At 62.2% G+C, this 22,266-nt stretch carries 19 protein-coding genes and 1 pseudogene; 6 read left to right on the top strand and 14 right to left on the bottom strand.

The window, feature by feature from the left end; translation table 11 throughout:
* Positions 1-13 precede the first annotated feature (13 nt).
* Positions 14-484 carry a prepilin peptidase gene (locus tag ACM6JM_RS03115; RefSeq protein ID WP_103387220.1) on the top strand — a complete coding sequence of 157 codons (471 nt, stop codon included), beginning with the start codon at positions 14-16 and terminating at the stop codon, positions 482-484.
* A gap of 126 nt (positions 485-610) precedes the next feature.
* Complete coding sequence (locus ACM6JM_RS03110) at positions 611-1,387, top strand: response regulator transcription factor (RefSeq protein WP_039772513.1); 777 nt, start codon at positions 611-613, stop codon at positions 1,385-1,387.
* A gap of 58 nt (positions 1,388-1,445) precedes the next feature.
* Here ACM6JM_RS03110 and ACM6JM_RS03105 read toward each other — a convergent pair whose 3' ends face one another.
* Genes ACM6JM_RS03105 through cpaB form a run of 8 tightly spaced genes read right to left on the bottom strand, consistent with a single transcriptional unit; the run spans position 1,446 to position 8,916 of the window.
* Positions 1,446-1,718 carry a DUF3613 domain-containing protein gene (locus ACM6JM_RS03105; protein WP_039772498.1) on the bottom strand — a complete coding sequence of 91 codons (273 nt, stop codon included), beginning with the start codon at positions 1,716-1,718 and terminating at the stop codon, positions 1,446-1,448.
* Positions 1,719-1,734: 16 nt separating this feature from the next.
* Positions 1,735-2,454 carry a tetratricopeptide repeat protein gene (locus tag ACM6JM_RS03100; protein ID WP_103387225.1) on the bottom strand — a complete coding sequence of 240 codons (720 nt, stop codon included), beginning with the start codon at positions 2,452-2,454 and terminating at the stop codon, positions 1,735-1,737.
* A gap of 35 nt (positions 2,455-2,489) precedes the next feature.
* Positions 2,490-3,374, bottom strand: a complete 885-nt coding sequence (locus ACM6JM_RS03095; protein ID WP_039772493.1) for a type II secretion system F family protein — start codon at positions 3,372-3,374, stop codon at positions 2,490-2,492.
* A 1-nt stretch (position 3,375) separates the two neighbouring features.
* A complete protein-coding gene (locus tag ACM6JM_RS03090) occupies positions 3,376-4,260 on the bottom strand; it encodes a type II secretion system F family protein (RefSeq protein WP_414881319.1) in 885 nt (294 codons plus the stop codon).
* Positions 4,261-4,278: 18 nt separating this feature from the next.
* Positions 4,279-5,547 (bottom strand): CpaF family protein, encoded by a 1,269-nt coding sequence (locus ACM6JM_RS03085; RefSeq protein WP_039772489.1) that lies wholly within the window; start codon positions 5,545-5,547, stop codon positions 4,279-4,281.
* Positions 5,544-6,734, bottom strand: coding sequence for a pilus assembly protein (locus ACM6JM_RS03080; protein ID WP_039772487.1), 1,191 nt, complete (start codon positions 6,732-6,734; stop codon positions 5,544-5,546). The genes ACM6JM_RS03085 and ACM6JM_RS03080 overlap by 4 nt, the downstream gene beginning before the upstream one ends.
* Positions 6,731-7,954 (bottom strand): type II and III secretion system protein family protein, encoded by a 1,224-nt coding sequence (locus tag ACM6JM_RS03075; RefSeq protein WP_414881318.1) that lies wholly within the window; start codon positions 7,952-7,954, stop codon positions 6,731-6,733. Before ACM6JM_RS03075 ends, ACM6JM_RS03080 begins: the two co-directional genes overlap by 4 nt.
* 20 nt (positions 7,955-7,974) lie before the next feature.
* Positions 7,975-8,916 carry a Flp pilus assembly protein CpaB gene (gene cpaB, locus ACM6JM_RS03070; RefSeq protein ID WP_414881317.1) on the bottom strand — a complete coding sequence of 314 codons (942 nt, stop codon included), beginning with the start codon at positions 8,914-8,916 and terminating at the stop codon, positions 7,975-7,977.
* 331 nt (positions 8,917-9,247) lie between these two features.
* Here cpaB and ACM6JM_RS03065 point away from each other — a divergent pair, with 331 nt between their 5' ends.
* From ACM6JM_RS03065 to ACM6JM_RS03055, 3 genes are all read left to right on the top strand, one after another.
* On the top strand, positions 9,248-9,463 hold the full coding sequence (locus ACM6JM_RS03065; protein WP_092163870.1) for a Flp family type IVb pilin: 216 nt from the start codon (positions 9,248-9,250) through the stop codon (positions 9,461-9,463).
* A 77-nt stretch (positions 9,464-9,540) separates the two neighbouring features.
* A complete protein-coding gene (locus tag ACM6JM_RS03060) occupies positions 9,541-9,948 on the top strand; it encodes a response regulator (protein WP_039772480.1) in 408 nt (135 codons plus the stop codon).
* 199 nt (positions 9,949-10,147) lie between these two features.
* Positions 10,148-12,547 (top strand): autotransporter outer membrane beta-barrel domain-containing protein, encoded by a 2,400-nt coding sequence (locus ACM6JM_RS03055; protein WP_039772478.1) that lies wholly within the window; start codon positions 10,148-10,150, stop codon positions 12,545-12,547.
* Positions 12,548-12,564: 17 nt separating this feature from the next.
* On the opposite strand, the gene ACM6JM_RS03050 is transcribed toward ACM6JM_RS03055, so the two are convergent.
* The 4 genes from ACM6JM_RS03050 to ACM6JM_RS03035 form a co-directional block, all read right to left on the bottom strand.
* Positions 12,565-14,235: a ShlB/FhaC/HecB family hemolysin secretion/activation protein gene (locus ACM6JM_RS03050; protein WP_414881316.1), complete on the bottom strand. Its 1,671-nt coding sequence runs from the start codon at positions 14,233-14,235 to the stop codon at positions 12,565-12,567.
* A gap of 135 nt (positions 14,236-14,370) precedes the next feature.
* Positions 14,371-15,918, bottom strand: coding sequence for a collagen-like triple helix repeat-containing protein (locus ACM6JM_RS03045; RefSeq protein WP_178082886.1), 1,548 nt, complete (start codon positions 15,916-15,918; stop codon positions 14,371-14,373).
* A 306-nt stretch (positions 15,919-16,224) separates the two neighbouring features.
* Positions 16,225-17,079 carry a MaoC family dehydratase gene (locus ACM6JM_RS03040; protein WP_414881315.1) on the bottom strand — a complete coding sequence of 285 codons (855 nt, stop codon included), beginning with the start codon at positions 17,077-17,079 and terminating at the stop codon, positions 16,225-16,227.
* 2 nt (positions 17,080-17,081) lie between these two features.
* The gene (locus ACM6JM_RS03035; protein WP_414881314.1) at positions 17,082-18,434 is read right to left on the bottom strand and encodes a 3-oxoacyl-ACP reductase; all 1,353 of its coding nucleotides are present in this window, start codon (positions 18,432-18,434) and stop codon (positions 17,082-17,084) included.
* A 177-nt stretch (positions 18,435-18,611) separates the two neighbouring features.
* Between ACM6JM_RS03035 and ACM6JM_RS03030 the strand changes: the two genes are divergently transcribed.
* Complete coding sequence (locus tag ACM6JM_RS03030) at positions 18,612-19,889, top strand: acetyl-CoA C-acetyltransferase (protein ID WP_163973956.1); 1,278 nt, start codon at positions 18,612-18,614, stop codon at positions 19,887-19,889.
* Between the two features lie 245 nt (positions 19,890-20,134).
* Here ACM6JM_RS03030 and ACM6JM_RS03025 read toward each other — a convergent pair whose 3' ends face one another.
* Positions 20,135-20,863: a methyl-accepting chemotaxis protein gene (locus ACM6JM_RS03025; RefSeq protein ID WP_371320909.1), complete on the bottom strand. Its 729-nt coding sequence runs from the start codon at positions 20,861-20,863 to the stop codon at positions 20,135-20,137.
* Positions 20,864-20,992: 129 nt separating this feature from the next.
* Positions 20,993-21,925, bottom strand: a pseudogene (locus tag ACM6JM_RS03020) (cache domain-containing protein); the annotation flags it as partial.
* Between the last annotated feature and the right edge of the window lie 341 nt (positions 21,926-22,266).

Below are 22,266 nucleotides of genomic sequence, written 5' to 3'. Positions count from 1 at the left end.
CGGTTTTTACCGGATGCAAAGCCTTGTCCTTCTGATCTGGTTGACCGCGTGCGCGGCTCAGGATGCCCGGCAACGACGAATTGCCAACGTTTTGACGCTGGGCGTCGGGACTCTCGCGCTGGTCTATCTGCTGTCTTTCGGTACCACCTGGATGGGCGCCGAAGCCGGGCAGGGAGGCTGGGCCTGTGTCGTGGCCCTGGCATTCACGTTGCCCGGGTATTTCATGGGCCGAATGGGCGCCGGTGATGTGAAACTAATGACAGCTCTTGGTCTTGCGACGGACGGCGTCTCGCTGCTCGGGATTTTTATCGGCGCCGGTGCGGCGAGCCTGATCTGGATTCTGCTTGCGCCAAGAGTCTGGCTGCATATGAGTCAAGGGCTTAGGCACCGACTTCGGTATATGGCGCCATCCGTGTCAAAAAAGCTGCCATTTGCGCCGTTTGTGCTGATCGGATTTGTGCTTGCACTACCTTGGATCCATTAGTCGCCAAGCGCCACTAGTCTTATGTACATAGTCGGAAAGTGGGTCTACCTTCAAAATAACGAGTTATACAGCCAGCGGCTGACAGTACAGGAATGGTCAGTTTTTGGCCCGGGCATGGAGTGGCACGTGAACAAGCTTACATCTGCGGTAAAAGTCATCGTTGTCGATGATCAGCCTCTGATCGTCGAAGAACTCTGTGAATTTCTCGAGAGCAGCGGCTACCGTTGTGTTCCGTGCGAGTCCAGCAAAGAGGCGATCGAGCGTTTTACGGGCGACACTGCTATCGGTCTGGTGCTGTGCGATCTGCATATGCCGGACATGGACGGCATTCAACTGGTGCAGGAACTGCAACGGCTGGCCGGCAAACACCGGGCGTTCGAAGCCATCATGCTCACCGGCCGCGCCGACAAGCAGGACGTGATCAAGGCCTTGCGCGCCGGGATTGCCGACTACTACCAGAAACCGGTCAATCTGGATGAATTGCTCGAAGGCCTGCAACGCCAGGAAGCGGTGCTGCAGGAGCGGCAGAAAACCCTGCAACTGGGCCATCTGAATCAAAAACTTCAGGACCTGTCGTCGTCCATCGATGATCTTTATCAGGATCTGGACAAGGTGCGTCGCGCGCCGGCGCCCGTCAGTGATGAGGCGCACCGTGAGGCCGGTGAGCTGGAAATCCCGTCGATCTTCAATCAGCTGTCGCCACGGCAACTGGACGTGGCGCGCCTGGTGGGCAAGGGACAGACCAACTATCAGATTGCCTGTGAGCTGGGCATCACCGAAAACACCGTAAAACTTTACGTTTCGCAGGTGTTGCGCCTGACCCACATGCACAACCGCACGCAGTTGGCGCTGGCCTTGTCTCCGAGTTCGGCGGCCTTGCGGCAGCGGGTTACGGCGCACTGATTGTTGTCCCCGGCGGCCCTTGGGCCGACCGGGACAGACGCCATGGTGTCTCCCCGAATCAGTTATTTGTCTCGATCTTGCCCCCGGCATCCGGGTCGTAGAAATCGGGGATTTCATATTTGTACTTCTTCAACCAGCGCTGCATCGCCAGCTCACGCTCGGTGGCCGTGGCCGCCTGCGGATCGGGGGACGCGGCCTTGTTGCGGCTTTGCAGCAACAGCCAGCCTTCGGTTTCCTGCTGCTGGGCCGAGGCCGGGCCGGCGTCGATGGCCAGCGCGCCGAGCGGCAGACTCAACAGGCTCAGGCAACACAGGGTCTTGAACGTGTTCATGGCATCTCCTTGAGGCTCACTTGATCGCCGGTTGCGGATCAATCGCCACCGCGACCTGATTGCCAGCGACGGGTCTGGCTCTGACCGGCGACTTGAGTTTCTCCGCACGCTCCTGGGCATCGCTGAACTGCTCCGGGGTCAGGTGCGCGCGGCTGACCACTTCGGCGGCTTGCTGCCAGTTGTTCTGGTAGAGCAGCAGGGTCACCAGATTCAGCGTCGCCAACTGATTGTTCTGCTTCAGCTCGATGGCGGTCAGGAACTCGAAACGAGCGTCCTCGAGCCGCAGCTGATTGAGGTACACCACGCCCAGATCATTGCGGATGTTTTCATTGGTCGGCGCCAGCCGCGCCGCACGTTGCAGGTGGGCCTGCGCCTGGCCGTTGTCACCACGGGCGGCGTACAACTGGCCCAGGCCATGTTCGGCGTCGGCGTTAAGGCATGTGCCCAGCAGACTGCGATACAACGGCTCGGCTTCACTGCGTCCCAGCAGACGATAGACCTTGGCCTTGCGCAGCCGCACCTCGACGAGGTTGTCGGGCAGACTCTGCAGATTGGCCAGGCTGGCGTGCAGCTTGCCGTCGTTGACCAGATCATCGGCGAGGTTCAGCGACAGCTCCTGTTCGGAGCTCAACTTGCTGCAGCTGGCCGGCGCCAGCATCGTCGTCCACGGTGCCTGACCGTCGGTTGCGCAACCGCCGAGCAGCAACAGGCTAGCCATGACCATCAGTGCTTTCATCAAATCGCTCTCCATCGCCATTGTCATTTTCATTGTCAGGACGCAAACGCCCGGGTGATTGCGGTAAAACCGGGTCCCGCCAAAACGATCAGCAAGGCCGGGAACAGCAACAGCATCATGACCACCGACATCTTCGCCGACATCTTCGAGATGTATTCCTGCAAGCGTGTCAGGCGTCGGTCATCCAGCAGTTGCTTGAGCGTCAGCAACGATTTCATCGCGCCGCCGCCCTGTTGAATCAGTTGTTGCAGGATCACGCAGGTGTCGGTGAACTCATCCACCGCCAGCATCGCGGCCGCCTTGTTCAACTCTTGTCCGAGTTCCAGGCCCGAGTCGACACGGGCCAGGATCAAACGCAGTTCGCCGGTCAGTTCCGGCAGCAGTTTTTGCCCCTCGCTGCTGAGTACACGCAGTGCCTGCTCGACGGCCATGCCGGACTCGAACAGGATTCGCAGCAGGGGAATAAACGTCGACACTTCCACCGCAATGATTTTCTGCCGCCGGGCAGCGGCATATGCCAGCAGGCGTTTGGGCAGCAGATAGCCAACGCCGGTGGCGATCATCGGCACCAGCCAGCCGTTGGGTGCGAGGGGGAAAAACACCTCTTTCAGAAACACGCCCAGCCCCAGCGTCAGCAGCGGCGTGCCGATCTGGCAGGCGGCAAACAGCGAGCGCTCGCTGGCCCGGCGCCAGCCGAGCCGGCTGAGCAGGGTCTGGGTTTCACTGTCGATGCTTACAGAGCGCTGGCCGAACCGGCTGCTGCCCAGTGCCCGCAGCCAGTTGCCGAAACGGTTCTCGCGCACCAGATGCCCCTGCAGGCGCTGGTTGACCTGACGCACCCGACGCCGCTCGGTCAGCAGGTGATTGCCGACCAGCAACAGCGCCCCGAGCAACAGCATGAGACTGGCCAGCATCAGCATGTCAGACACTCCTCAGCATGCGCCACAGCGCCAGGCAACCGGAGACCTGCAACACCACCGCGACAATCAGCATGGTTCGACCGCCGGAGTCGTTCCACATGCCGAGCATGTAGCCGGGATTGGTCAGCATGAAATAACTGACCAGAATCACAGGCAGCGATCCAAGCACCCATGCGGTCATCCGGGTCTCGCCGGTCAGCGCGCGCAGTTGCCGGGCACCCTGGTCACGTTCGCGAATCAGTTTGATCAGGTTCTCCAGCAATTCGCTGGCGTTGCCGCCGTAGCGATGGTTGACCTTCAGGCCCAGGGCGAACATGCGCAGTTCGTCCTGCTCGTAGAGCTCGGCGAAATCGCTGACCGCGTCCGGCAGATTCACCCCCAACTGCACGTTGCGCTGCACCCGGCCCATCGCGGCTTTCAGCGGGTCCTCACTGGCCTCGATACCGCCCATCACTGCATCGCTCAGGGTCCGGCCGGACTTGAGGCTGCGCACGGTGTGGTCGAGCAACTGCGGTAACTGTTCGATCATCCGATTGAGCCGGCGTCGATACAGCCAGGCGATGTACAAGCGCAAAATCAGCGGCGGCGCCAGTATCAGCAGCAACAGACCGATCCAGTCGGCCAGCAGATAACCCAGCATCATGGCCACGACCCACAACGACAGCCAAAGCCCGAAGTGCTCGCTCGGCCGGCCAAGGCCTGCCCGCAGGAACATCCGCTCCAGACCGGTCCACGAGTTTTTTTCGGCCGTTGCTTGCGGTTGTCCGACGGCGAGGCGAGAGAGCACCCGTTCGTTGGCAGTCTTGCGCACGCCCTGCAGGAACAGGCGAATCGACAACCCCAGCAGCAACAGGCAAAGGACAATCAGGATCACCGGTCCGATCATGACGAAGGCTCCATGCGTTCAGCCCAGACTCGACTCGTGCCGCAACTTGTCGCCGGCCGGGTTGACCGCTTCGCGCAGGAAGCCGAAACCGGTGCGTCGATCCAGACGGAACAGGGTGTTGGTGACGTACACGTCTTCACGCACGCCGACCACTTCCACCACTTCACTGACACAGCGGCGACCGTCGGGCATGCGGGTCAACTGAATGATCACGTCGAGTGCTGCGCAGATCATCTGCCGCAGGGTGCGTTCGGCCACCGTGCGGCCGGTCAGGCCGACCAGGGTTTCCAGGCGCAGCAACGCATCCTGGGCGTTGTTGGCGTGGACCGTGCTCATCGAGCCGTCGTGACCGGTGTTCATCGCCGTCAACACGTCGAGCACTTCGACGCCGCGGATTTCGCCGAGAATGATCCGGTCCGGGCGCATCCGCAGGGCGTTGCGGATCAGGTCGCTGGCCTTGACCTCGCCATGGCCCTCGGCATTCGGCGGCCGGGTTTCCAGGCGTACCACGTGAGGGTGGCCGAGTTGCAGTTCGGCGACGTCTTCGATGGTCACCAGTCGTTCGTGGGGGTTGATCAATTGGCTGAGAATGTTCAGCAGCGTGGTCTTGCCGGTGCCCGTGCCGCCGCTGATCAGGATATTGCAGCGCTTGCCCACGGCCTCCTGGAAACACTCGAAAATCGGCAGGTCGATGGTCTGCATCGCGATCAGGTCGCTGCTCTTGAGCATGTCCTTGCGGAATTTTCGAATCGACAGGCACGGGCCGTCGAGGGCGATCGGCGGGATGATCGCGTTGACCCGACTACCGTCCGGCAGGCGTGCATCGACCATCGGCGAAGACTCGTCCAGCCGCCGACCGAGCGGCGCAAGAATGCGCTGCATGACCCGTTCGACGTGGTGCGCATCGATGAAGCGCAGGTCACTCTGATGCAGTACGCCGTCGCGCTCGACGAATACCCGGTGCGGGCCGTTGACCAGAATTTCGGTGACGGCGGTGTCGCGCAGCAAGACTTCCAGCGGACCGAAGCCGGTCAGCTCATCGACGATTTCTTCCCCCAGCCGCTCCATCTCGTAACGGGAAATCGCCAGGTGCAGACGGGCGATGTATTCGGCGACCTTGTCGGTCACAAATTGCGCCAGCAACTGCCGCGAGCCTTCCAGCAGGTTTTTCCCGGACTCCTCGATGGCATCGATGATGTAGCGATGCAGCACCAGTTTCAGGCCTTCGTGGTCAACATTGCCCGACTGGCCTCGCGCCGGCGCACCGAAGAGTTTTTCCGGGCTCATGAGGTGCCTCGCAACCGGTCGAACCAGGTGACCTTGGGTTTGGCAAGACCTTCGGAGCGCTTGGCCAGCCGTTCGCCGAGTACCCGCAGGCTCTGGGTGAGTTTTTCCCTGGGCGCCAGTTCAAACAGGCTGACGCCCTGGTTCTTGGCGTTCATGCGCAGCTCCGGACTCAAGGCCAATACCGCGATCACTTCCAGGTTGAAGGTCTTGCCGAGAGTGTCCGCATCTGGCGCAACGTTGCTCAGATAGCGGTCGACCAACAGCCGTCCGTGATCGAGCTTCATGCCTTTTTCCCGCCACAGATTGAATACCGCCAGATTGCGCCGGCAATCGAGCACGCTCTGGTCGGTGTACCAGATCAGCTTGTCGCAATGGCTGACAAAGGTCCGCAGGGCCTCGCTGTCAGGCTGGCCGGTGAGGTTCACGACGATGTGCTGGAAGTGCTGGCGCAAGGCGCTGAGCAGCATGAACAGCTCGGCGGCGCTGGTGCTTTCCAGGGGGGCGTCATTGTCGGCGTAGGCCAGAATCCGCAGCCCCGCTTCGGCACTGGTGAACGCACTGTCGATCAGCGTGGCGTCGAGCCTGCGCAGGTGACGCAAGGCATCGCCGAAGTGGAACGAACTCTCCAGCCCCAGCAACGCCAGGCTGTCGCCACGGGGCAGCCCGAGGTCCAGCAGCAGCGTCTGCTGCCCGCTCTTTTGCACCACCAGTGCCATATGGTTGGCCAGCAGCGCGCCGTCGGAACTGCTCTGTACGCCGTACAACACCGTCAGGCCGCCCAGTTGCGCGTTGTGGGTCACCGGCGGCAGGCGTTTGCTCAAGCGGCGCACCAGCCCGGCCACTTCACTGGAGCGCGAGCCATAGGCGACGAAATCCCGGGCCCCGGCGCGCATCGCATTGAGTACAAGCTGATTGTCCATGCCGTCGCCGAGGGCAACGATCGCCAGCATCGGCTTGGCCTCCAGCGCGCCTTCGATCAGCGCGCTCTGGGCCACCACGTGTTCCCGGTCGAGGCCGACGAACACCAGGCTGGCGAAGGTGACGTCCACCAGCGCGAGCAATTCGTCGAGGCTGCCGCCACCGGCACTGACCACCTGGCCCAACGGCGCAAGCGCGCTTTGCAGCCACTCCAGGTCGGTGTTGTTGCGGGTGATGGCGAGGAAGGTCTGACTCAGGCTCTGGCTCATTGGGACAACCCGCTGCGCTTGTCGAAGTTACCGTTTTCCAGGAAAAACATGCGGTAGAAATTCGGGTCGTAGTTGCGCAGTTTTTCACCCGGCAACGACGGCAGTTGCGCCTCCGCCGAGAGCGGACGCACCAGGTGCGGGGTGACGATCATCAGCAGCTCTCGCTCTTCGCGCTTGATCTGCGAGCTCTTGAAAAAAGCCCCGAGCACCGGGATATCGCCCAGCCCCGGAAACTTGTCGACCTGGGAACTGTTGCTGGTACTGATCAAACCGCTGATGACAAAACTCTCACCATCGGCGAGGGAAATGCTGGTGTCGGTGCGGCGGATGGTCAGGGCGGGCACGGTGGTGCCGGCGATGTTCACCGCGTTGCTGAGGTCCAGTTCGCTGACTTCCGGCGCCACTTTCAGGGCGATGCGATCGTGGCTGATGATGGTGGGCGTCAGGGTCAGGCGGATGCCGAACTCCTTGTATTCGATCGACACGTTGTCGCTGCCGGAGCTGGGCACCGGAATCGGAATCTGCCCGCCTGCGAGGAAACTCGCACTCTGCCCGTTGAGGGCCACCAGGCTTGGCCGCGCCAGGGTATAGGCGAAGCCGCTGCCCTCAAGGGCATTGATGATCGCCATGGTCTTGCCGCCGATCCACGAGAAGTTGAACAGCGAGTTGTCCACCGGCAGTCGCGGTTGCGGGACGCCGTCGATGGGCGGCAAGGTGCCGGGAGAACCGAACAGGAAATTACCGCGGGTGCCGATCAGCGAAGCCGAGGCCTGCTTGAGCTTGGTGCGGCTGACTTCGACAAAACGAATGTCGGTCTGCACCTGGGACGGCAACAGCGCATCATCCGACGGCAGCGCACCGGTGTTGGTGAGGGCCGAGGTGGCGGCGCCCTTGACGAACACCATGCTCTGGCGCGGCTCGCTGGAGCAGCCGGTCCAGACCATCAGACTGGTAGCGCCCGGCGCCACGGCGGTAAGCAGAAACGATGAGTTGCCATTGGCATGCACGTCGGCGATTTTCGGATCGCCGATGGCCAGGCGCGTGATCGCCACCGGTGATTGCATGTCCTGCTGCCAGCCTTCGTTGATTTCGATCACTGGCGGCAAGCGCCCGAGGGCCGCGCAGTTGCCGGTGGCCGCCTGCGCGGCATTGATTGACAGTCCCATCAGCAGCAAGGCCCGGAGCACGGGATTGAAGGTCGGCCAGGAACGACTCTGCATGCACTTGGATCCTTGCTCAGTCATGGGTTTTGTGGGTTGGTCTGATTGCCGCGAATCACTTCCACCGCGGGCCGTATCGCACCGTTGTGGTCGCTGCCGGGCGCGGTTTTCGGCGCGGTCCCCAGCGCCAACTGAGTGAACTGGAAGAGTTGGCTGTTGGCGGCCACCAGTTTGTCCGGCGCCTGACGTTCGCCGGCCCAGTACCTGGCCAGGCGCTGTTCTTCGCTGCTGCGCACGGCCAGGCGCAACGTCCCGACCTGGGTGGCGAGCATCATTCGACTCAACAACTGTTCAGGCACCGCCAGCACCACGGTGCGCGCGGTGAGCCGGCGCTGGTCCTGTTTGATCTTGTCGTCGGCACTCATGGCGGGAGCGGACGGTTGACCGTCGTTGGTCAGGCCGTATTGTTCGCCGACACCGAGCACGCGCATGGCCGGCACCACAATTTGCGCCGACTGCTGCGGGTTGCTGGCGTCCTGGCGCAGGAACAACAGCACGTCGACGTAATCCCCGGGGATCAACTGCCCGGCCGCGCCGATCACTTCATCAACTGACACGGCCAGCGCGCGCTCATCTTTGTGGATCATGCGCGCCAGTGTGCCGCCGGCCTCGAAGCTTTCTTCGTTGAGCCAGGTGCCGGCGCTCAGGTGACGCCACGGAGTGCGACCCACTGCCTGCTCGATGGTGCCGAGGCTGCCGGCGGGGGCGCTGCGCAGTTTTTCAACGGCCAGATCGGCGGCAGTGAGGGGGGTGAAGGGCGGGACGTCACGCACCAGGACCACGACCGGCTGGCGGGTCTGGTCTTCGGCGGCAGCGACGGTTTTTTCGACGGTGACCACCGTCGGCGCGGGGGCCTCGGCAACCGGAGCAGGTTGCCGGCTGAGCACCAGCCCCCAATATCCGACAACGATGGCCCCCAGTAAAAGCGCCGCTGCAAGGCCAATGGTCACACGACTGTTCATGACGGCTCTCCCTTTCCTGCTGCACTACCAGCCCGCACTTCCTACCAAGGGAACATCGCAATCAGGCAGCTATGAACATCCAACTATTTCGCTATTTCCACGCTAGCTGAAACAAGCCAAAACGCCATTAGTGACAGACAAATAACCCACGAAAGTATGGGTGTTGGCCAATCAGCAGTCGAAATGCCGAGTTTGACGAAACGACTAATCCTTTATGACTAATCCGTTCTTACAGTTGTTGGGTGGGGGTTTGTTGACAATGCTCAAATGGCACGGCGAACGCTTTGTCGCTGCTGTGACATCGGCGCCAGGAGCGCAAAGGAGTGGGCATATGTTTCGAATGATCGTTGATTATTTAATGGCCAGAGCTTTGCTGCTCTACAAACATGAAGACGGTGCGTCGGCAATTGAATACGCCATCGTCGTGGCCATGGTCGCCGTGGTGGTGGTCGTTTTCGTCACTCCGCTGGGTGATCGGATGCTGGCGATCTTCAACAACGTTCTGGTGTCACTGGGCGGCACGACGCAAACCCGGCCAACGCCATAATCCACAGCATGGTTGCGCCAGCACCTTGCTGATGTCGGGCTACACTCGATCTACCATTCAGCTTTCAGGTACTGCCCATGAACGTGTCTTCTTCCTCACGCCAACAGTTGCTTCTGGTTGACGACGAAGAGGACGCGTTGCTGGAGCTGGCGGAGTTGCTGGAAGGCGAAGGCTTCGTCTGTCATACCGCCACCTCGGTCAAACTCGCCCTGCATCACCTGACCCGCCATCCCGATATCGCTCTGGTAATCACCGATCTGCGCATGCCGGAGGAAAGCGGCATGTCGCTGATCAAGCGCCTGCGCGAGCACACCTCGCGCCAGCATCTGCCGGTGATCGTGACGTCGGGGCACGCGGACATGGAGGATGTGAGCGACATGCTGCGGTTGCAGGTGCTCGACCTGTTCCGCAAGCCGATCTATCACGTGCGGCTGCTGGAGACCCTGGACAATCTGTTTCCCAAGCCAAAGGTCAATGTCTCCTGAGTGCTCATGCAGCTTCTACTTCGAATACGCCGATCTTGAAATTGACGCCATTCGTTTGACATTTTGATGGTGTCGAAATGATGGCTCATGTACATTCCCCGCGCCCAAACCGGACGACCTGGTGGGTTCGGTAGGGATGCCTGAGTGAATTCGATACCCCTGCTGAAACTGTTTTTCATGTTTTGGAAGGGAATCTCGTTTGAATACTGATCGTTTGCGCCACTCGCTTCTGGCGTTGTCCATCGCTGCGGCTTCGCTGCACGCCTGCGTTGTTTCCGCTGCCGGTGCCAGTCTGAGTTATGACCTGAGCGGTGGGCCATTGAACAGCAATCTGCAGAACTACGGTCTTGTCGATCTGAACGGCAACGGGATCATCACTCCCGGCTCGCCGTCGACCTTGACCTACGGCGCCCAGTTCATGGGGCTGGTGGCTGACCAGTTGCGCAATAACGGCACTATCCGGATTGACGGGGCCAATCATGGCATCGGTATCAATCTGGGAGCCGCCGGTGCGACGCCAACCACTGTCGCCTACAGTGTGATCAACAAGGGTTCCATTATTGTTCACGGCCTGGCGGGGTCCGGCAGCTCAACCGGTCTTTCCGACATCGGCAGCACATTCAACGGCTCGCTTTCCAACGACGGGCTGATAGATGTCAGTGGGGCGACTGCCGGCGGCGTGATGTTGGTACATACCCAGCTGGCTGGAGTCACCAACAACGGCACAATCAATGTTGCCGGCCCTGATGCATTGGGTCTGTTCCTCGACGGTGCCACTCTCAAAAGCATCGTGAACAACACGGGCACCATTCGCGCCACCGGAGCAAACGCCGAAGCCGTCACTTTCGAAGGCGTTAACTTCAATACTTCGGCGGGGACGGGTGGTTTCAATCTGTTCAACTCCGGGACGATCTACGGCGAGTCGATTGGTGTGCATGTCAGCGGTCAGGCTCTCAATGCGTTGCCGTTTACCATTTATCAACTGACCGGTTCGATCGAGGGTGGGACGTCGGCAATCCAGGTCGATGACGGCGAAAGCTATTTCGACTTTTTTGGCGGTACGGTCAAAGGGGATCTGATCGGTCTGTCCGGCGTGATCATCGACGGCGATGCTGTTTTCGACGGTTCGACCATCAAATCCGGTTACGTGACCATCGAGGACGGGACGCTGACGCTGGTGAAACCACACACCACGATCATCGGTGACTTCGATATGGAAGAGTCCGACTCGGTGCTGGAAATGTACCTGGGCAATGACACCAATCCGGCGTTGCCGGTGTTGAAGGTCACGGGCACTACCGATATCGCGCCGGGTGCGACGTTGCGTCTTTTGGCGCGCTCCAGTGATTTCCGTGTGACACAGGGTGGTACGAAGTACACCCTGATCAGCTCGGGCAGTCTGGTCGGCGGCAATAACCTCACCGTGACCTCTTCCTCTGCTTTGCTGGATGTGAAGAGTTTTGGGGTTGTGGGCAGCGACATCACGTCAGTGGTGACCAACAAGTCCGAAGAGGTGTTGGCGCAAAACACCCTTGTGGCGGGTGGCAGTCGCAATGCCGCAACGGTTGTGGGCCGCGTGTCGAGTCTGTTGTCGCGGCTCGATGAGCAGGATCCGGTGTTCCAGGCGTTCGCCAACGCCAGCACCGATGCGCAATTGGCGCGGTTGTCCGAAACCCTCAGCCCGGATGTCAGCCGTGGGGTGCTTCACGCGGCCACAAACAGTCAGACGCTGGTGTCGGGCGTCATCAATGATCGCTCCAGCCGTGCCCGTACCAGTGGCGCTGCCACGGACAAAGGTGTCTGGCTGCAAGCCTTGAGCAGCGACGCCAACCAGGATGAGCGTCGTGGTGTCAGTGGTTACGATGCCGACAGCCACGGCATCGCCGTGGGTGCCGATGGCCAGTTGAATGCTGATCTGGCGGTCGGTCTGGCGTACAGCTACCTCGACACCGATGTGAAATCCGATCGTGGCAACAAGACCCAGGTCACCGGCCATGCGCTGACCCTGTACGGCAACTGGACGCACGACAACTGGTTCGTTGATTCGTCGCTGATGTATGGCTGGAACGACAACGAGTCGCGCCGCTACATCGCCGGTACCCGCGCCAAGGGTGATTACGACAGCAACGTATTCGGCGTCAGCGCGCTGGCCGGGTACACCGTGCGCCTGATGCCGGATGTGGTGCTGGAGCCGCAGGTCGGGGCGCGTTACGCCAATGTGGGCATGGACAGCTATCGCGAGAAGGGCAGTTCGGCTTCGCTGAATGTCGGCAGTCAGCGCTATGAGGTGGGCGAGATGGGTGTCGGCGCGCGTCTGGCGGCGGCATTCGATGTGGGCACCGGCAGCCTCGAACCCGAAGCGAAGCTGATGGCCTGGCACGACGTCATTGGCGACAAGACCGGCACCACGTCGTCGTTCGTGCTGGGCGGCGATTCGTTCACCAGCCGTGGCACCACCCCGGTTCGTGACAGTTATGAACTGGGTCTGGGCGCCAACTATCGGATGGGCGCGTGGAGCGTCGGCGGGTCTTACAACTACGTGACCGCCAGCGGTTTTGACGCTGACGGTTTCACGGCGAAAGTGCGCTACGCCTTCTGATTCAGCGGTCGGTCGTGCTACAGCTGATAACTGAAGCTGATGCTGTAACGTGGCCGGCGATTGAACGTATCCAGCGCTTCATCCGACATCGCCTTGGCGGCTTCCAGGGCGATGTTGTAGTACTTCGCATCGCCGAATCTCAGGCCGAGCGCCGCCGATGACAGGTTATTGGCCTGTACCGGCAATTCATTGAACCAGCTGCGCGAGCGATCGAGCACGAAGTACGGTTGCAGGATGCGCACCCAATTGCCGTCGCGGTTGAAGCTGTAGTTGATTTCGTAAGCCACGCCCCAGCCCTTGTCGCCGGACGCCTGATCATCGGGATAACCACGGCCGAAATTCTGCCCGCCGAACACCGCACGCTCACTGTCGGGCAGGGTGTCGTCGCTCCAGTACAACGCGGCTGACAGTACGCCTTGCCAGTTATCAAAGAATTTGTCGCTCTGCACCCCCGACAGACGCACCCTGAAAAAATCGAGGTCGATGGCGCTGTTGTTGGTGTGCGCGCCCAGGCTGTCGAAGCCCTGGTACACGCCGCCGCTGAGAATGCGCAGTTGCCGGGCATCGGCCTTGCGCCAGTCGCTTTCGAAGGCGAGGGCGCGGATGTCGGTGCGTTCTTCGACGCTCAGCGGGTAGCCGATCACGTTGTAGCGGGTCTTGTCATTGACGGCGTACAGGCGTGATCCGGCAGTCAGCAGTTCATCCGAGGCGGCAATCAGCGGCAAGGTGAAACCGAGCGAATAACGGTCGTTTTCGCGGTGTGGCTTGAGTTCCAGTCCGTTGTTCAACAGCACATTGGTGCCAGGATCGGCCCGGTAGCGCGAGGCCGACAGGCTCAGTTGCGCGCCTTCGTCGTTGATGAACTGGTTGTAGTCCAGCCGGTAGTAATGCTCGTGATCATCTCCCGGTGGAAACAGGCCGCTGAGGCTCAACTGTTCGCCCATTGAGGTTTGTGAATTGCTGCTGACGCCGAGCAATGCCTGGGTGCCGTTGCGGTTGTCTTCGGTGGTGCTCAGGGTGCTGGTGAACGGCTTGCGACTGGCCTGGGCCACCAGCGTGGTTGCACCGTCGGTGGTGCCGGGCGGCGGCACCTGGGCCTGGATCGTCACGCCGGGAATGCGGGTCATCAGTGTGGTGTAGCGCTCGAACGTCTTGCGCGTCAGCGGGCGTTCGGCCTGGAGCTTGGCGGCCAATCGGTCGAGCAGGGCTTTGACCCGCCCGACGTCGCCCGCGATCTGCACGTCCCGCACGTAGCCTTCCACCAGCACCACGCGCGCCACGCCGTCGTCGAAGGTCTGTTGTGGCAGGAAGGCGTATGACAGCAGATAACCGTCCTGCTGGTAGCGACGGGTGATGTTGCGGGTGGCTTCGATCAGGTCGGCGAGGCTGCTCTCGCGGCCGATCAGCGGTTTGTAGATTTCGGCCAGTTCGTTCAGCGGGTAGAGCGTGCCGCCTTCGATCTGCACAGTCCCGAGGTTAATCTTCGTGCCCATCAGCAACGGCTGGGCGGCCGTGGCACCGGGCTCCGGCACTTGCAGCGGCGCCGCGTTCGGCCGGTAGGCGTCGGCGGGCAGGTTCGGCACCGGCAGGTTGCGAATGGTTTCGTTGCTGTTGAGAAAGCTGGGCAGGGTGTCGGCGAGGGTTGTGCAACTGAGACTGAGAAACAGCAGGGATGCCATAACGCGCATAGGACACTCCATGTTCAAACCCGCAGCACGGGGCAGGGTTTCTCCTAAGAAAAAAGCGGAAGACTCGTGGGAATCTTCCGCCCTCAACCAAGCGTAGGCGCTGTAGGTTCGGCCGTCGAATCGGCCAGGTGCAAATCAGCGATTGTTCCCTCCCAACGCGCCGGTCAGGCCGCCGAGAACGCCGCCCAGTCCGCCGCCAGTCCCGGTGGCAGTGCCACCGTTGACCAGTCCGCCGACCGCAGTGACGGTGTTGCCCACCGTGGTGACAGTGTTGCCGACCGCCGCCACGACCGGGTTGCTGTTGGTGCCGGCGATCGCGTTGCCCAGATTGCCGACGGCGCCGCCAACCTGGCTGGTGAGACCCGCGACCGGAGTGCCGAGCCCGGTGGTGGCGCCGACGTTCTGGGTCAGGCTGGTGACCGCGGTGGTGACTGGCGCAAGTCCGGCACCCACGTTGTTGCCCAGGGTTGCCAGGGGAGTGGTCGGGCTGGTGATCGGCGAGCCCGAACCGCCGAGCACGGTGTTGAGCGAGGCCACGGTGTTGCCGGCCGCTGCCAGAACACCACCCGGTGCGGCGAGGCTGCCATTGCCGCTGCTCAAGCCGGCGCCGACGTTCACGACTGCGCCGCCGACGGTTTGCAGCAAGCCATTGCTGCCCAGACCGCCACCGACGCCCGTTCCCGAACCGGTGCCGTTGTCTACCAGCCCGCCGGCCTTGCCGACCGCAGTGCCGACATTGCTCAGGGCACCGCCGACGGTGTTGGTCAGGGCGTTGCCGTTGCCGGCGACAGTGACCTTGTCACCCACGCCGTCAACCGTGCTGCCGACCTTCTGGACCAAACCGTTCAACGGCGCGCCCAGCCCTGTAGCCGTACCGAGTTTGTCCGTGGTGCTTTCGACCATGGCAATCACCGGCACCAGTTTGCTGCCGACTTCTTTGGTAACCGAGCCGAGTGGGCCGGTGGTGGTGGCGGTGCTGAGGGTGTCGCCGAGCATGGTGACCTTTTCGCCGACCCCGTTGAGCACTGGGGCGACCTTGGTTACCACACCGCCAACCACGGGGACGCTGCCCGTGGCAGTGGCCAGTTTGCCGCTCAGGTCGGACACGCCGTTACCCACATCCTGCACCACGCCGCCGACCGCCGAAGCGGTAACGCCCAGACCATTGTCGGTGGTCGCCAGTTTGCCGATGCCGTTGGCTACGCCGTCACCCAGCGTGGTCACTACGTTGCCGGCAGTCCGGGCCGCGCTTTGCACCACGCCGCCAACGACAGGCACGCCGCTCAGGGAGTCACCGACCTGGCCGACACCATCGCCGACGCCGCTGACGGTATTGCCGACGTCCTGCACCAGGGTGGTGGTAACCAGAGGTGTCGGTGTACTCGGGTTGGTTGGGTTGGTCGGATCCGTCGGGTCGGTGGGATTGGTCGGATTGGTCGGATCCGTTGTCCCTCCCGTTCCACCAGTACCACCGGTGCCGCCAGTGCCGCCAGTGCCCGCGGTGTCTCCGGCTCCACCCGTGCCACCAGTACCTGCAGTCGAGCTGTCGGGGGAAGAACTGCCGGAACTGCTGTGATGACCGCCGCCGCCACTGCTGCAACCGGCCAGACCGAGGGAGAGAATGAGGGCCAGTGCCGTTGCCGATTTGCACCACGCCGCCTGAGCTTTCATCTGAGTTTTCATGAGCGTTATTCCTTGCACCTGTCACAACGTTTGTTGTTTTCGATGGCCCGCCGATTCTGTTGCCGGCAGTGCCTTCGTCCGTTGTGCTCATATCAGTCGCAAGGCCGGATCCACGCCATTCTCAAGTTGGTATTAACGCCTTTATGCAGGGGGCTGCGAATGCCGCCTAACGACTAATACCGAGGATATAGGCGCGCAAAAAAAAGCCTTGAAAATCAAGGCTGGGTTTCGGCGAGGGATGTTTGTGCGGCGCGGGAAAACTTAAGTGATATATACACAATTGAGCAGGTTTTCCCGGCCTCGATGTCAGGCTACCGGCTGCCAGTTGCCCACCATGTGCTCCAGATCCCCGGCGCCGATCAGGCGTAACTCACCGCTGGAACCGGCAGCGCTGGCGAACAGGCTCACCTCGCTCGGCAGGCGCACCGGTTTGCGAAAGTGCACGGTGACCTCAAGGTTGGCCTTGGGCAGATGATCTGCCAGAGCTGCCAGTGTGCGGGCCTTGTTCCATAACCCGTGGGCGATGGCCGTGGGGAAACCGAACAGCTTGGCACTGGCGGCACTCAGGTGGATCGGGTTGTAGTCGCCGGAGACTTTCGCGTACTGCCGGCCGATGTCCGCCGGGGCCTTCCATTGCGCCACTTGCATCAGCGGCAGCGCCGGCTCCCAGGCCTGTTCGACCGGTTCGCCTTCAAGCTTCACGCCACGACAGAGCATCCGGCTTTCGGCTTCCCACAACGGGCCAAGTTGATCGTCGAGGGTGGTCAGCAGATCGAAGGTCGCGCCTTTGGGATGGGGTTGCAGGTTATGCACCCGGACGCTGACTTGCGCACGACTGATCCCGCCCATCGGCCGCAATACGCGGATGCGATTGCTCAGATGAATCAGCCCCAGCAGCGGGAACGGAAAGTCTTTGGCCGTCAGCAATTGCATCTGCAGCGCGAACGCGAGGATATGCGGATAGGTCGGTGGCAGCAGGCCGTCATCGGCGAAACCGCAGACCTTGCGATACGCCGCCAGACGTTTGCCATCCACCTCGACGGCGCAGCGCAAACCGCTGTCGGGCAGGGTGGTGCCGGTGATTTTGCGTCGAGTCGCCGCCCGGGCATACAGCCCCGGCAGGCTCGGTTCCTGGTGCAGCGTTTGCCATTCGATGCTCATGTTCAGGCCCCCAGAACGCTTTGGCCGCACACCCGCAGCGCTTGCCCGGTGAACGCGCCGGTGCCCGGCTGGGCCAACCAGGCCACGGCTTCGGCGACGTCCTGCGGCAGGCCGCCCTGGCCCAGCGAACTCATGCGCCGCCCGGCCTCACGCAGGCCGAACGGGATGTGCGCGGTCATCTGGGTCTCGATGAACCCCGGCGCCACGGCGTTGATGCTGATGCCGCGTTCCAGCAACGTCGGCGCCCAGGCCTGGGCCAGTCCGATCAGCCCGGCCTTGCTTGCCGCGTAGTTGGTCTGCCCGCGATTGCCGGCGATGCCGCTGATCGAGGCCAGCAGAATGACCCGGGCGTTATCGCGCAGAGTGCCGCTGTCGAGCAGGGCCTTGGTCAGTACTTGCGGCGCGTTGAGGTTGACCGCCAGCACCGCGTCCCAGAACTCGGGCGTCATGTTGGCCAAGGTCTTGTCACGGGTGATGCCGGCGTTGTGCACCAGAATGTCGAGGCCGTCCGGCAGCTGTTCGATCAGTTGCGCGGCAGCATCTTCGGCGCAGATGTCGAGGGTGATGGCGCGTCCGCCGAGACGTGCGGCGAGGGCTTCGAGATCGGTCTTGGCCGGCGGCACGTCGAGCAGGATCACTTCGGCGCCGTCACGGGCCAGGGTTTCGGCGATGGAGGCGCCGATGCCGCGCGCCGCGCCGGTGACCAGTGCTATACGTCCGGCCAACGGGCGCGTCCAGTCGGTGACCTGGGTGGCGCAGGCCGTCAGACGGATCACTTGCCCGGAGACGAACGCGCTTTTCGGCGAGAGGAAAAACCGCAGCGGCCCTTCGAGCTGATCCTCGGCACCTTCGCCGACGTAGATCAGTTGCAGCGTGCCACCGCTGCGCAGTTCCTTGGCCAGCGAGCGAGAGAAGCCTTCAAGCGCTCGCTGTGCGCTGGCGGCAAACGGTTCACGCAAGGTTTCCGGGGCGCGGCCGAGAATCACCAGGTGCGCGCTGGTGTTGAGGTTTTTCATCAACGGCTGGAAGAACTCGCGCAGCTGCTTGAGCTGGTCGGTGTGCTGCAAATCGCTGGCGTCGAACACCACGGCCTTGAGTTTCGGGCCATGGCCGGGAATCCATTGGGTGGCGGTCGCCGGCTGGTCGCCGTAGCGGTAGATCGCGTCGGTCAGGCGATTGGCGAAGGTGCTGACCCGCTCGGCCAGCGGACCACCGCCGATCAGCAGCGCACCGTCCACCGGCCGCAGGCGCCCGGCCTGCCAGCGTTCCAGCCGCACCGGCGACGGCAGGCCCAGGGCTCCGACCAGACGGTGGCCGATGGACGAGTTGGCGAAGTCGATATAGCGGTCAGACATGGAACGCTCTCCAGAAGATGGGGTTCAAAGTGTGGACTGCGAAGGGCAATCAATCGTTCGATCCACGCAATAAGGCCTACGCTAGAACAGCAGAGTAGTTTGCCCTCGGCGCTTTTGTGGCCCGACCGGGTTTTCAGCGCTCGATTTTCAGACCGGATATTTCACAAGGAGCATTTCATGAGTCAGCTGCGCCGCGTCGCGATCATTGGTGGCAACCGCATTCCGTTCGCCCGCTCCAACGGGCCCTACGCCACCGCCAGCAATCAGGTGATGCTCACCGCCGCTCTCGAAGGCCTGATCGAACGCTACAACCTGCACGGCCAGCGCATCGGCGAAGTGGTCGCGGGGGCGGTGCTGAAATTGTCACGGGATATGAACCTGACCCGCGAATGCGTGCTCGGTTCGCGGTTGTCGCCGGCGACCCCGGCCTACGACATTCAGCAGGCCTGCGGCACTGGCCTGGAAGCGGCGCTGCTGGTGGCGAACAAGATCGCCCTCGGCCAGATCGATTGCGGTATTGCCGGCGGTGTCGACACCACATCGGACGCGCCGATCAGCGTCAGCGAAGGCCTGCGCAAGATCCTTCTGCAAGCCAACCGCGCCAAGACCACCGGCGACAAGCTCAAGACCTTTCTGCAATTGCGCCCTAAACACCTGATCCCCGAATTCCCGCGCAACGGCGAACCGCGCACCGGTCTGTCGATGGGCGAGCACTGCGAGCTGATGGCGCAGACCTGGAACATCCCCCGCGAAGAACAGGATCAACTGGCCTTCGAAAGCCACCACAAACTGGCGGCGTCCTACAGCGAAGGCTGGCACAACGACCTGATGACCCCATTCCTCGGCTTGACCCGCGACAACAACCTGCGCCCGGACCTGACCCTGGAAAAACTCGCGACCCTGAAACCGGCCTTCGAGAAAAGTGCCAAGGGCACGCTGACCGCCGGCAATTCCACGCCGTTGACCGATGGCGCGTCGGTGGTGCTGTTGGGCAGCGAGGAGTGGGCGAAGGAACGTGGTCTGCCGATCCTCGCTTACTTGCGTGACGGCGAAGCGGCGGCGGTGGATTTCGTCAACGGTGCCGAAGGGCTGCTGATGGCGCCGGCGTATGCAGTGCCACGCTTGCTGGCGCGCAATGGCCTGACCTTGCAGGACTTCGACTACTACGAAATTCACGAGGCCTTCGCCGCGCAAGTGTTGTGCACGTTGAAGGCCTGGGAAGATCCGGAGTACTGCAAGACCCGGCTCGGGCTGGACGCGCCGCTGGGATCGATTGATCGCAGCCGCCTGAACGTCAAGGGCAGCTCGCTGGCGGCGGGGCATCCGTTTGCCGCGACGGGCGGGCGGATCGTGGCGAACCTGGCGAAGTTGCTGGATGCGGCGGGGCAGGGGCGGGGGTTGATTTCGATTTGTGCGGCGGGGGGGCAGGGTGTGACGGCGATCATCGAGCGCTAGAGGAGCAAAAGCTTGCCCTCACCCTAACCCTCCCGAAACGTCGGACCGCCCGGAGGGAGAGGGGACTGACCGAGGTGTCTGGCGTTATACATCGACCTGAAAGATCGGTGTCGATTATGGATTCAACAACGTTCTTTCATGTCGGCGGATTTCTAAAGCATCCCCGATTCGGCTCCCTCTCCCCCCGGGCGGTCCGACGTTTCGGGAGGGCTGGGGTGAGGGGGCTTTTAAGGTTGCCCCCAATCTCAAGTCCGGAACCTGCGCACCAACCCATCCAGCTCATTCGACAACCCCGCCAGACTCTGCGAATCCAGCCGCGCCGAATTCGCCAGCTCCGCCACCAACTGCGCATCACCATGAATCTGGCTGATATGCCGATTGATGTCCTCCGCCACCTGATGCTGCTCTTCCGCTGCGGTCGCGATCTGCGTGTTCATGTCGCGAATCACATCCACCGACTCACGGATCTGCCCAAAGCTCTCCCGCGCCTCACCGATGCGTGCCACCGATTGCTGCGACACGTCGAGACTGGCGCGCATCTGCTGGGTCACCGCGCTGGTGCGTTTGGCCAGGTTGCCCAACAGGCCGTCGATTTCCGCCGTCGAATCCGCCGTGCGTTTGGCCAGTGCGCGAACCTCATCGGCCACCACCGCAAAACCACGTCCTTGCTCACCGGCCCGCGCTGCTTCGATAGCCGCGTTGAGTGCCAGCAGATTGGTCTGTTCGGCGATGGAGCGGATGGTGCCGAGGATCGACTGGATGTCGTTGCTGTCGCGTTCCAGTTGCTGCATCGACTGCGCGGACTGCTCCAGTTCCTGGCTCAGTTGATCGACACTGTGCACCGCCGCATCGATCTGCTGCTGACCTTCGCGGGCCTGGCGCTGGCCGCTGTCGGCAGACTCCGCCGCCTGGCTGCAAGAGCGGGCGACTTCGTTAGCGGTGGCGACCATTTCGTGGAACGCGGTCGAGACCATGTCCACCGCTTCGCGCTGGCGTCCGGCGGCTTCGGCCATGTCGCCGGAGACCCGGGTCGAGCTCTGCGAAGTGGCGAGGATTTTCCCGGCCGCGCCGCCGATATGCTGGATCAGGCTGCGGATCGCGGTGAGGAACTGGTTGAACCAGTTGGCCAGTTGCGCAGTTTCGTCGCTGCCACGGATGTCGAGGCTCTTGGTCAGGTCGCCTTCGCCTTGGGCGATGCCTTCCAGGCCACTGGCCACACTGCGGATCGGCCGCACGATGAGGCTGGCGAAACTGGCACCGACCACCGCGAAAAACACCGCCAGCACGGCCGCAATGATTGCGATCAGCCAGGTCAGTTGAGTGGCCGAACTCATCACTTCGTTCTGTTTGATCAGGCCGATGAAGGTCCAGCCCAGTTGTTCCGACGGCCAGACGTTGGCCATGTAGCGCTCGCCGTTGAGCTCGATGTCAACCAGGCCTTTGCCGGCCTTGGCCAGTTGCGCGTAGCCGTCGCCGAGGCTGTCGAGTCGTTTGAAGTTGTGCTCCGGTTGCTTCGGATCGACCAGCACCGTGCCGGTGTTTTCCATCAGCATCAGGTAACCGCTTTCACCGAGCTTGATCTGTTTGACGATCTCGGTCAGTTGCTTGAGCGACACGTCAATGTTGACCACGCCACCCTGGGCACCCAACTGGTTGGTGACCGCGCGCACGGTGCTGACCAGAACCGCGTCGTCGCCAGCCCAGTAATAGGCCTCGGTGCGCAGGGTCTTGCCCGGGTTGGCCATGGCCGTCTTGTACCAGGGGCGGGTGCGCGGGTCGTAGTTGGCCATCTTCGGATCGCCCGGCCAGAAGGCATAGCCGCCGCTGTTCAATCCATAGGAGACGTAGGAGTAGGCCGGGTGGGATTTGGCCAGACCCTCGAACAGTGCAAACAGTTGCTTGTCGATCTCGCCATCGGAGGTATCGGCGGCGTTGGCGCTCATGCGGCTGCGAACGCTGCCGTCCGCGTTCTTCACCAACGGCTGCGCCGCCAGGTAATCGACGTTCTGGCTGATGCCGTCGAAAAACAGCTGCATGGCATTGCTGACCTGACGGATCTCGCGCCCGCTGCTGTCGACAAAATCGTCCCGGGCATCGCTGCGCAGGTTCAGTACCACCAGCGTGGCGACCAGCACCACGGGCAAGCAGGCGATGATTGCAAACGCCCAGGTCAACTTCTGTTTGATGTTCATCCGCGCTCCAGATTTTCTTGTAGGCCCACGCAGTGCAGATGACTCGCGGTTATTGGCAGCCGAAAAACCTATTTCTCACCCGTTTCCCTGGGTGCGACATCGAAGATTTTTTGGAACGATTGTCGGACAAATTCCTCTGTCACAGAGGAATTCGGCCGCACGAGAGGGAAATTGAGGCCGGCAGA

The organism is Pseudomonas sp. IT-P2, assembly GCF_949767575.1.
Taxonomy (GTDB): Bacteria; Pseudomonadota; Gammaproteobacteria; order Pseudomonadales; family Pseudomonadaceae; genus Aquipseudomonas; species Aquipseudomonas pharyngis.
This window is presented reverse-complemented; position numbering and strand designations above follow the sequence as displayed.

Bases quoted from the DNA above. Each gene is read 5' to 3' on its own strand.
- ACM6JM_RS03115 (WP_103387220.1), top strand. From the start codon at position 14: ATGCAAAGCCTTGTCCTTCTGATCTGGTTGACCGCGTGCGCGGCTCAG.
- ACM6JM_RS03105 (WP_039772498.1), bottom strand. From the start codon at position 1,718: ATGAACACGTTCAAGACCCTGTGTTGCCTGAGCCTGTTGAGTCTGCCG.
- ACM6JM_RS03100 (WP_103387225.1), bottom strand. From the start codon at position 2,454: ATGAAAGCACTGATGGTCATGGCTAGCCTGTTGCTGCTCGGCGGTTGC.
- ACM6JM_RS03095 (WP_039772493.1), bottom strand. From the start codon at position 3,374: ATGCTGATGCTGGCCAGTCTCATGCTGTTGCTCGGGGCGCTGTTGCTG.
- ACM6JM_RS03090 (WP_414881319.1), bottom strand. From the start codon at position 4,260: ATGATCGGACCGGTGATCCTGATTGTCCTTTGCCTGTTGCTGCTGGGG.
- ACM6JM_RS03085 (WP_039772489.1), bottom strand. From the start codon at position 5,547: ATGAGCCCGGAAAAACTCTTCGGTGCGCCGGCGCGAGGCCAGTCGGGC.
- ACM6JM_RS03080 (WP_039772487.1), bottom strand. From the start codon at position 6,734: ATGAGCCAGAGCCTGAGTCAGACCTTCCTCGCCATCACCCGCAACAAC.
- ACM6JM_RS03075 (WP_414881318.1), bottom strand. From the start codon at position 7,954: ATGCAGAGTCGTTCCTGGCCGACCTTCAATCCCGTGCTCCGGGCCTTG.
- cpaB (WP_414881317.1), bottom strand. From the start codon at position 8,916: ATGAACAGTCGTGTGACCATTGGCCTTGCAGCGGCGCTTTTACTGGGG.
- ACM6JM_RS03065 (WP_092163870.1), top strand. From the start codon at position 9,248: ATGTTTCGAATGATCGTTGATTATTTAATGGCCAGAGCTTTGCTGCTC.
- ACM6JM_RS03060 (WP_039772480.1), top strand. From the start codon at position 9,541: ATGAACGTGTCTTCTTCCTCACGCCAACAGTTGCTTCTGGTTGACGAC.
- ACM6JM_RS03050 (WP_414881316.1), bottom strand. From the start codon at position 14,235: ATGCGCGTTATGGCATCCCTGCTGTTTCTCAGTCTCAGTTGCACAACC.
- ACM6JM_RS03045 (WP_178082886.1), bottom strand. From the start codon at position 15,918: ATGAAAACTCAGATGAAAGCTCAGGCGGCGTGGTGCAAATCGGCAACG.
- ACM6JM_RS03040 (WP_414881315.1), bottom strand. From the start codon at position 17,079: ATGAGCATCGAATGGCAAACGCTGCACCAGGAACCGAGCCTGCCGGGG.
- ACM6JM_RS03035 (WP_414881314.1), bottom strand. From the start codon at position 18,434: ATGTCTGACCGCTATATCGACTTCGCCAACTCGTCCATCGGCCACCGT.
- ACM6JM_RS03030 (WP_163973956.1), top strand. From the start codon at position 18,612: ATGAGTCAGCTGCGCCGCGTCGCGATCATTGGTGGCAACCGCATTCCG.
- ACM6JM_RS03025 (WP_371320909.1), bottom strand. From the start codon at position 20,863: ATGGTCTCGACCGCGTTCCACGAAATGGTCGCCACCGCTAACGAAGTC.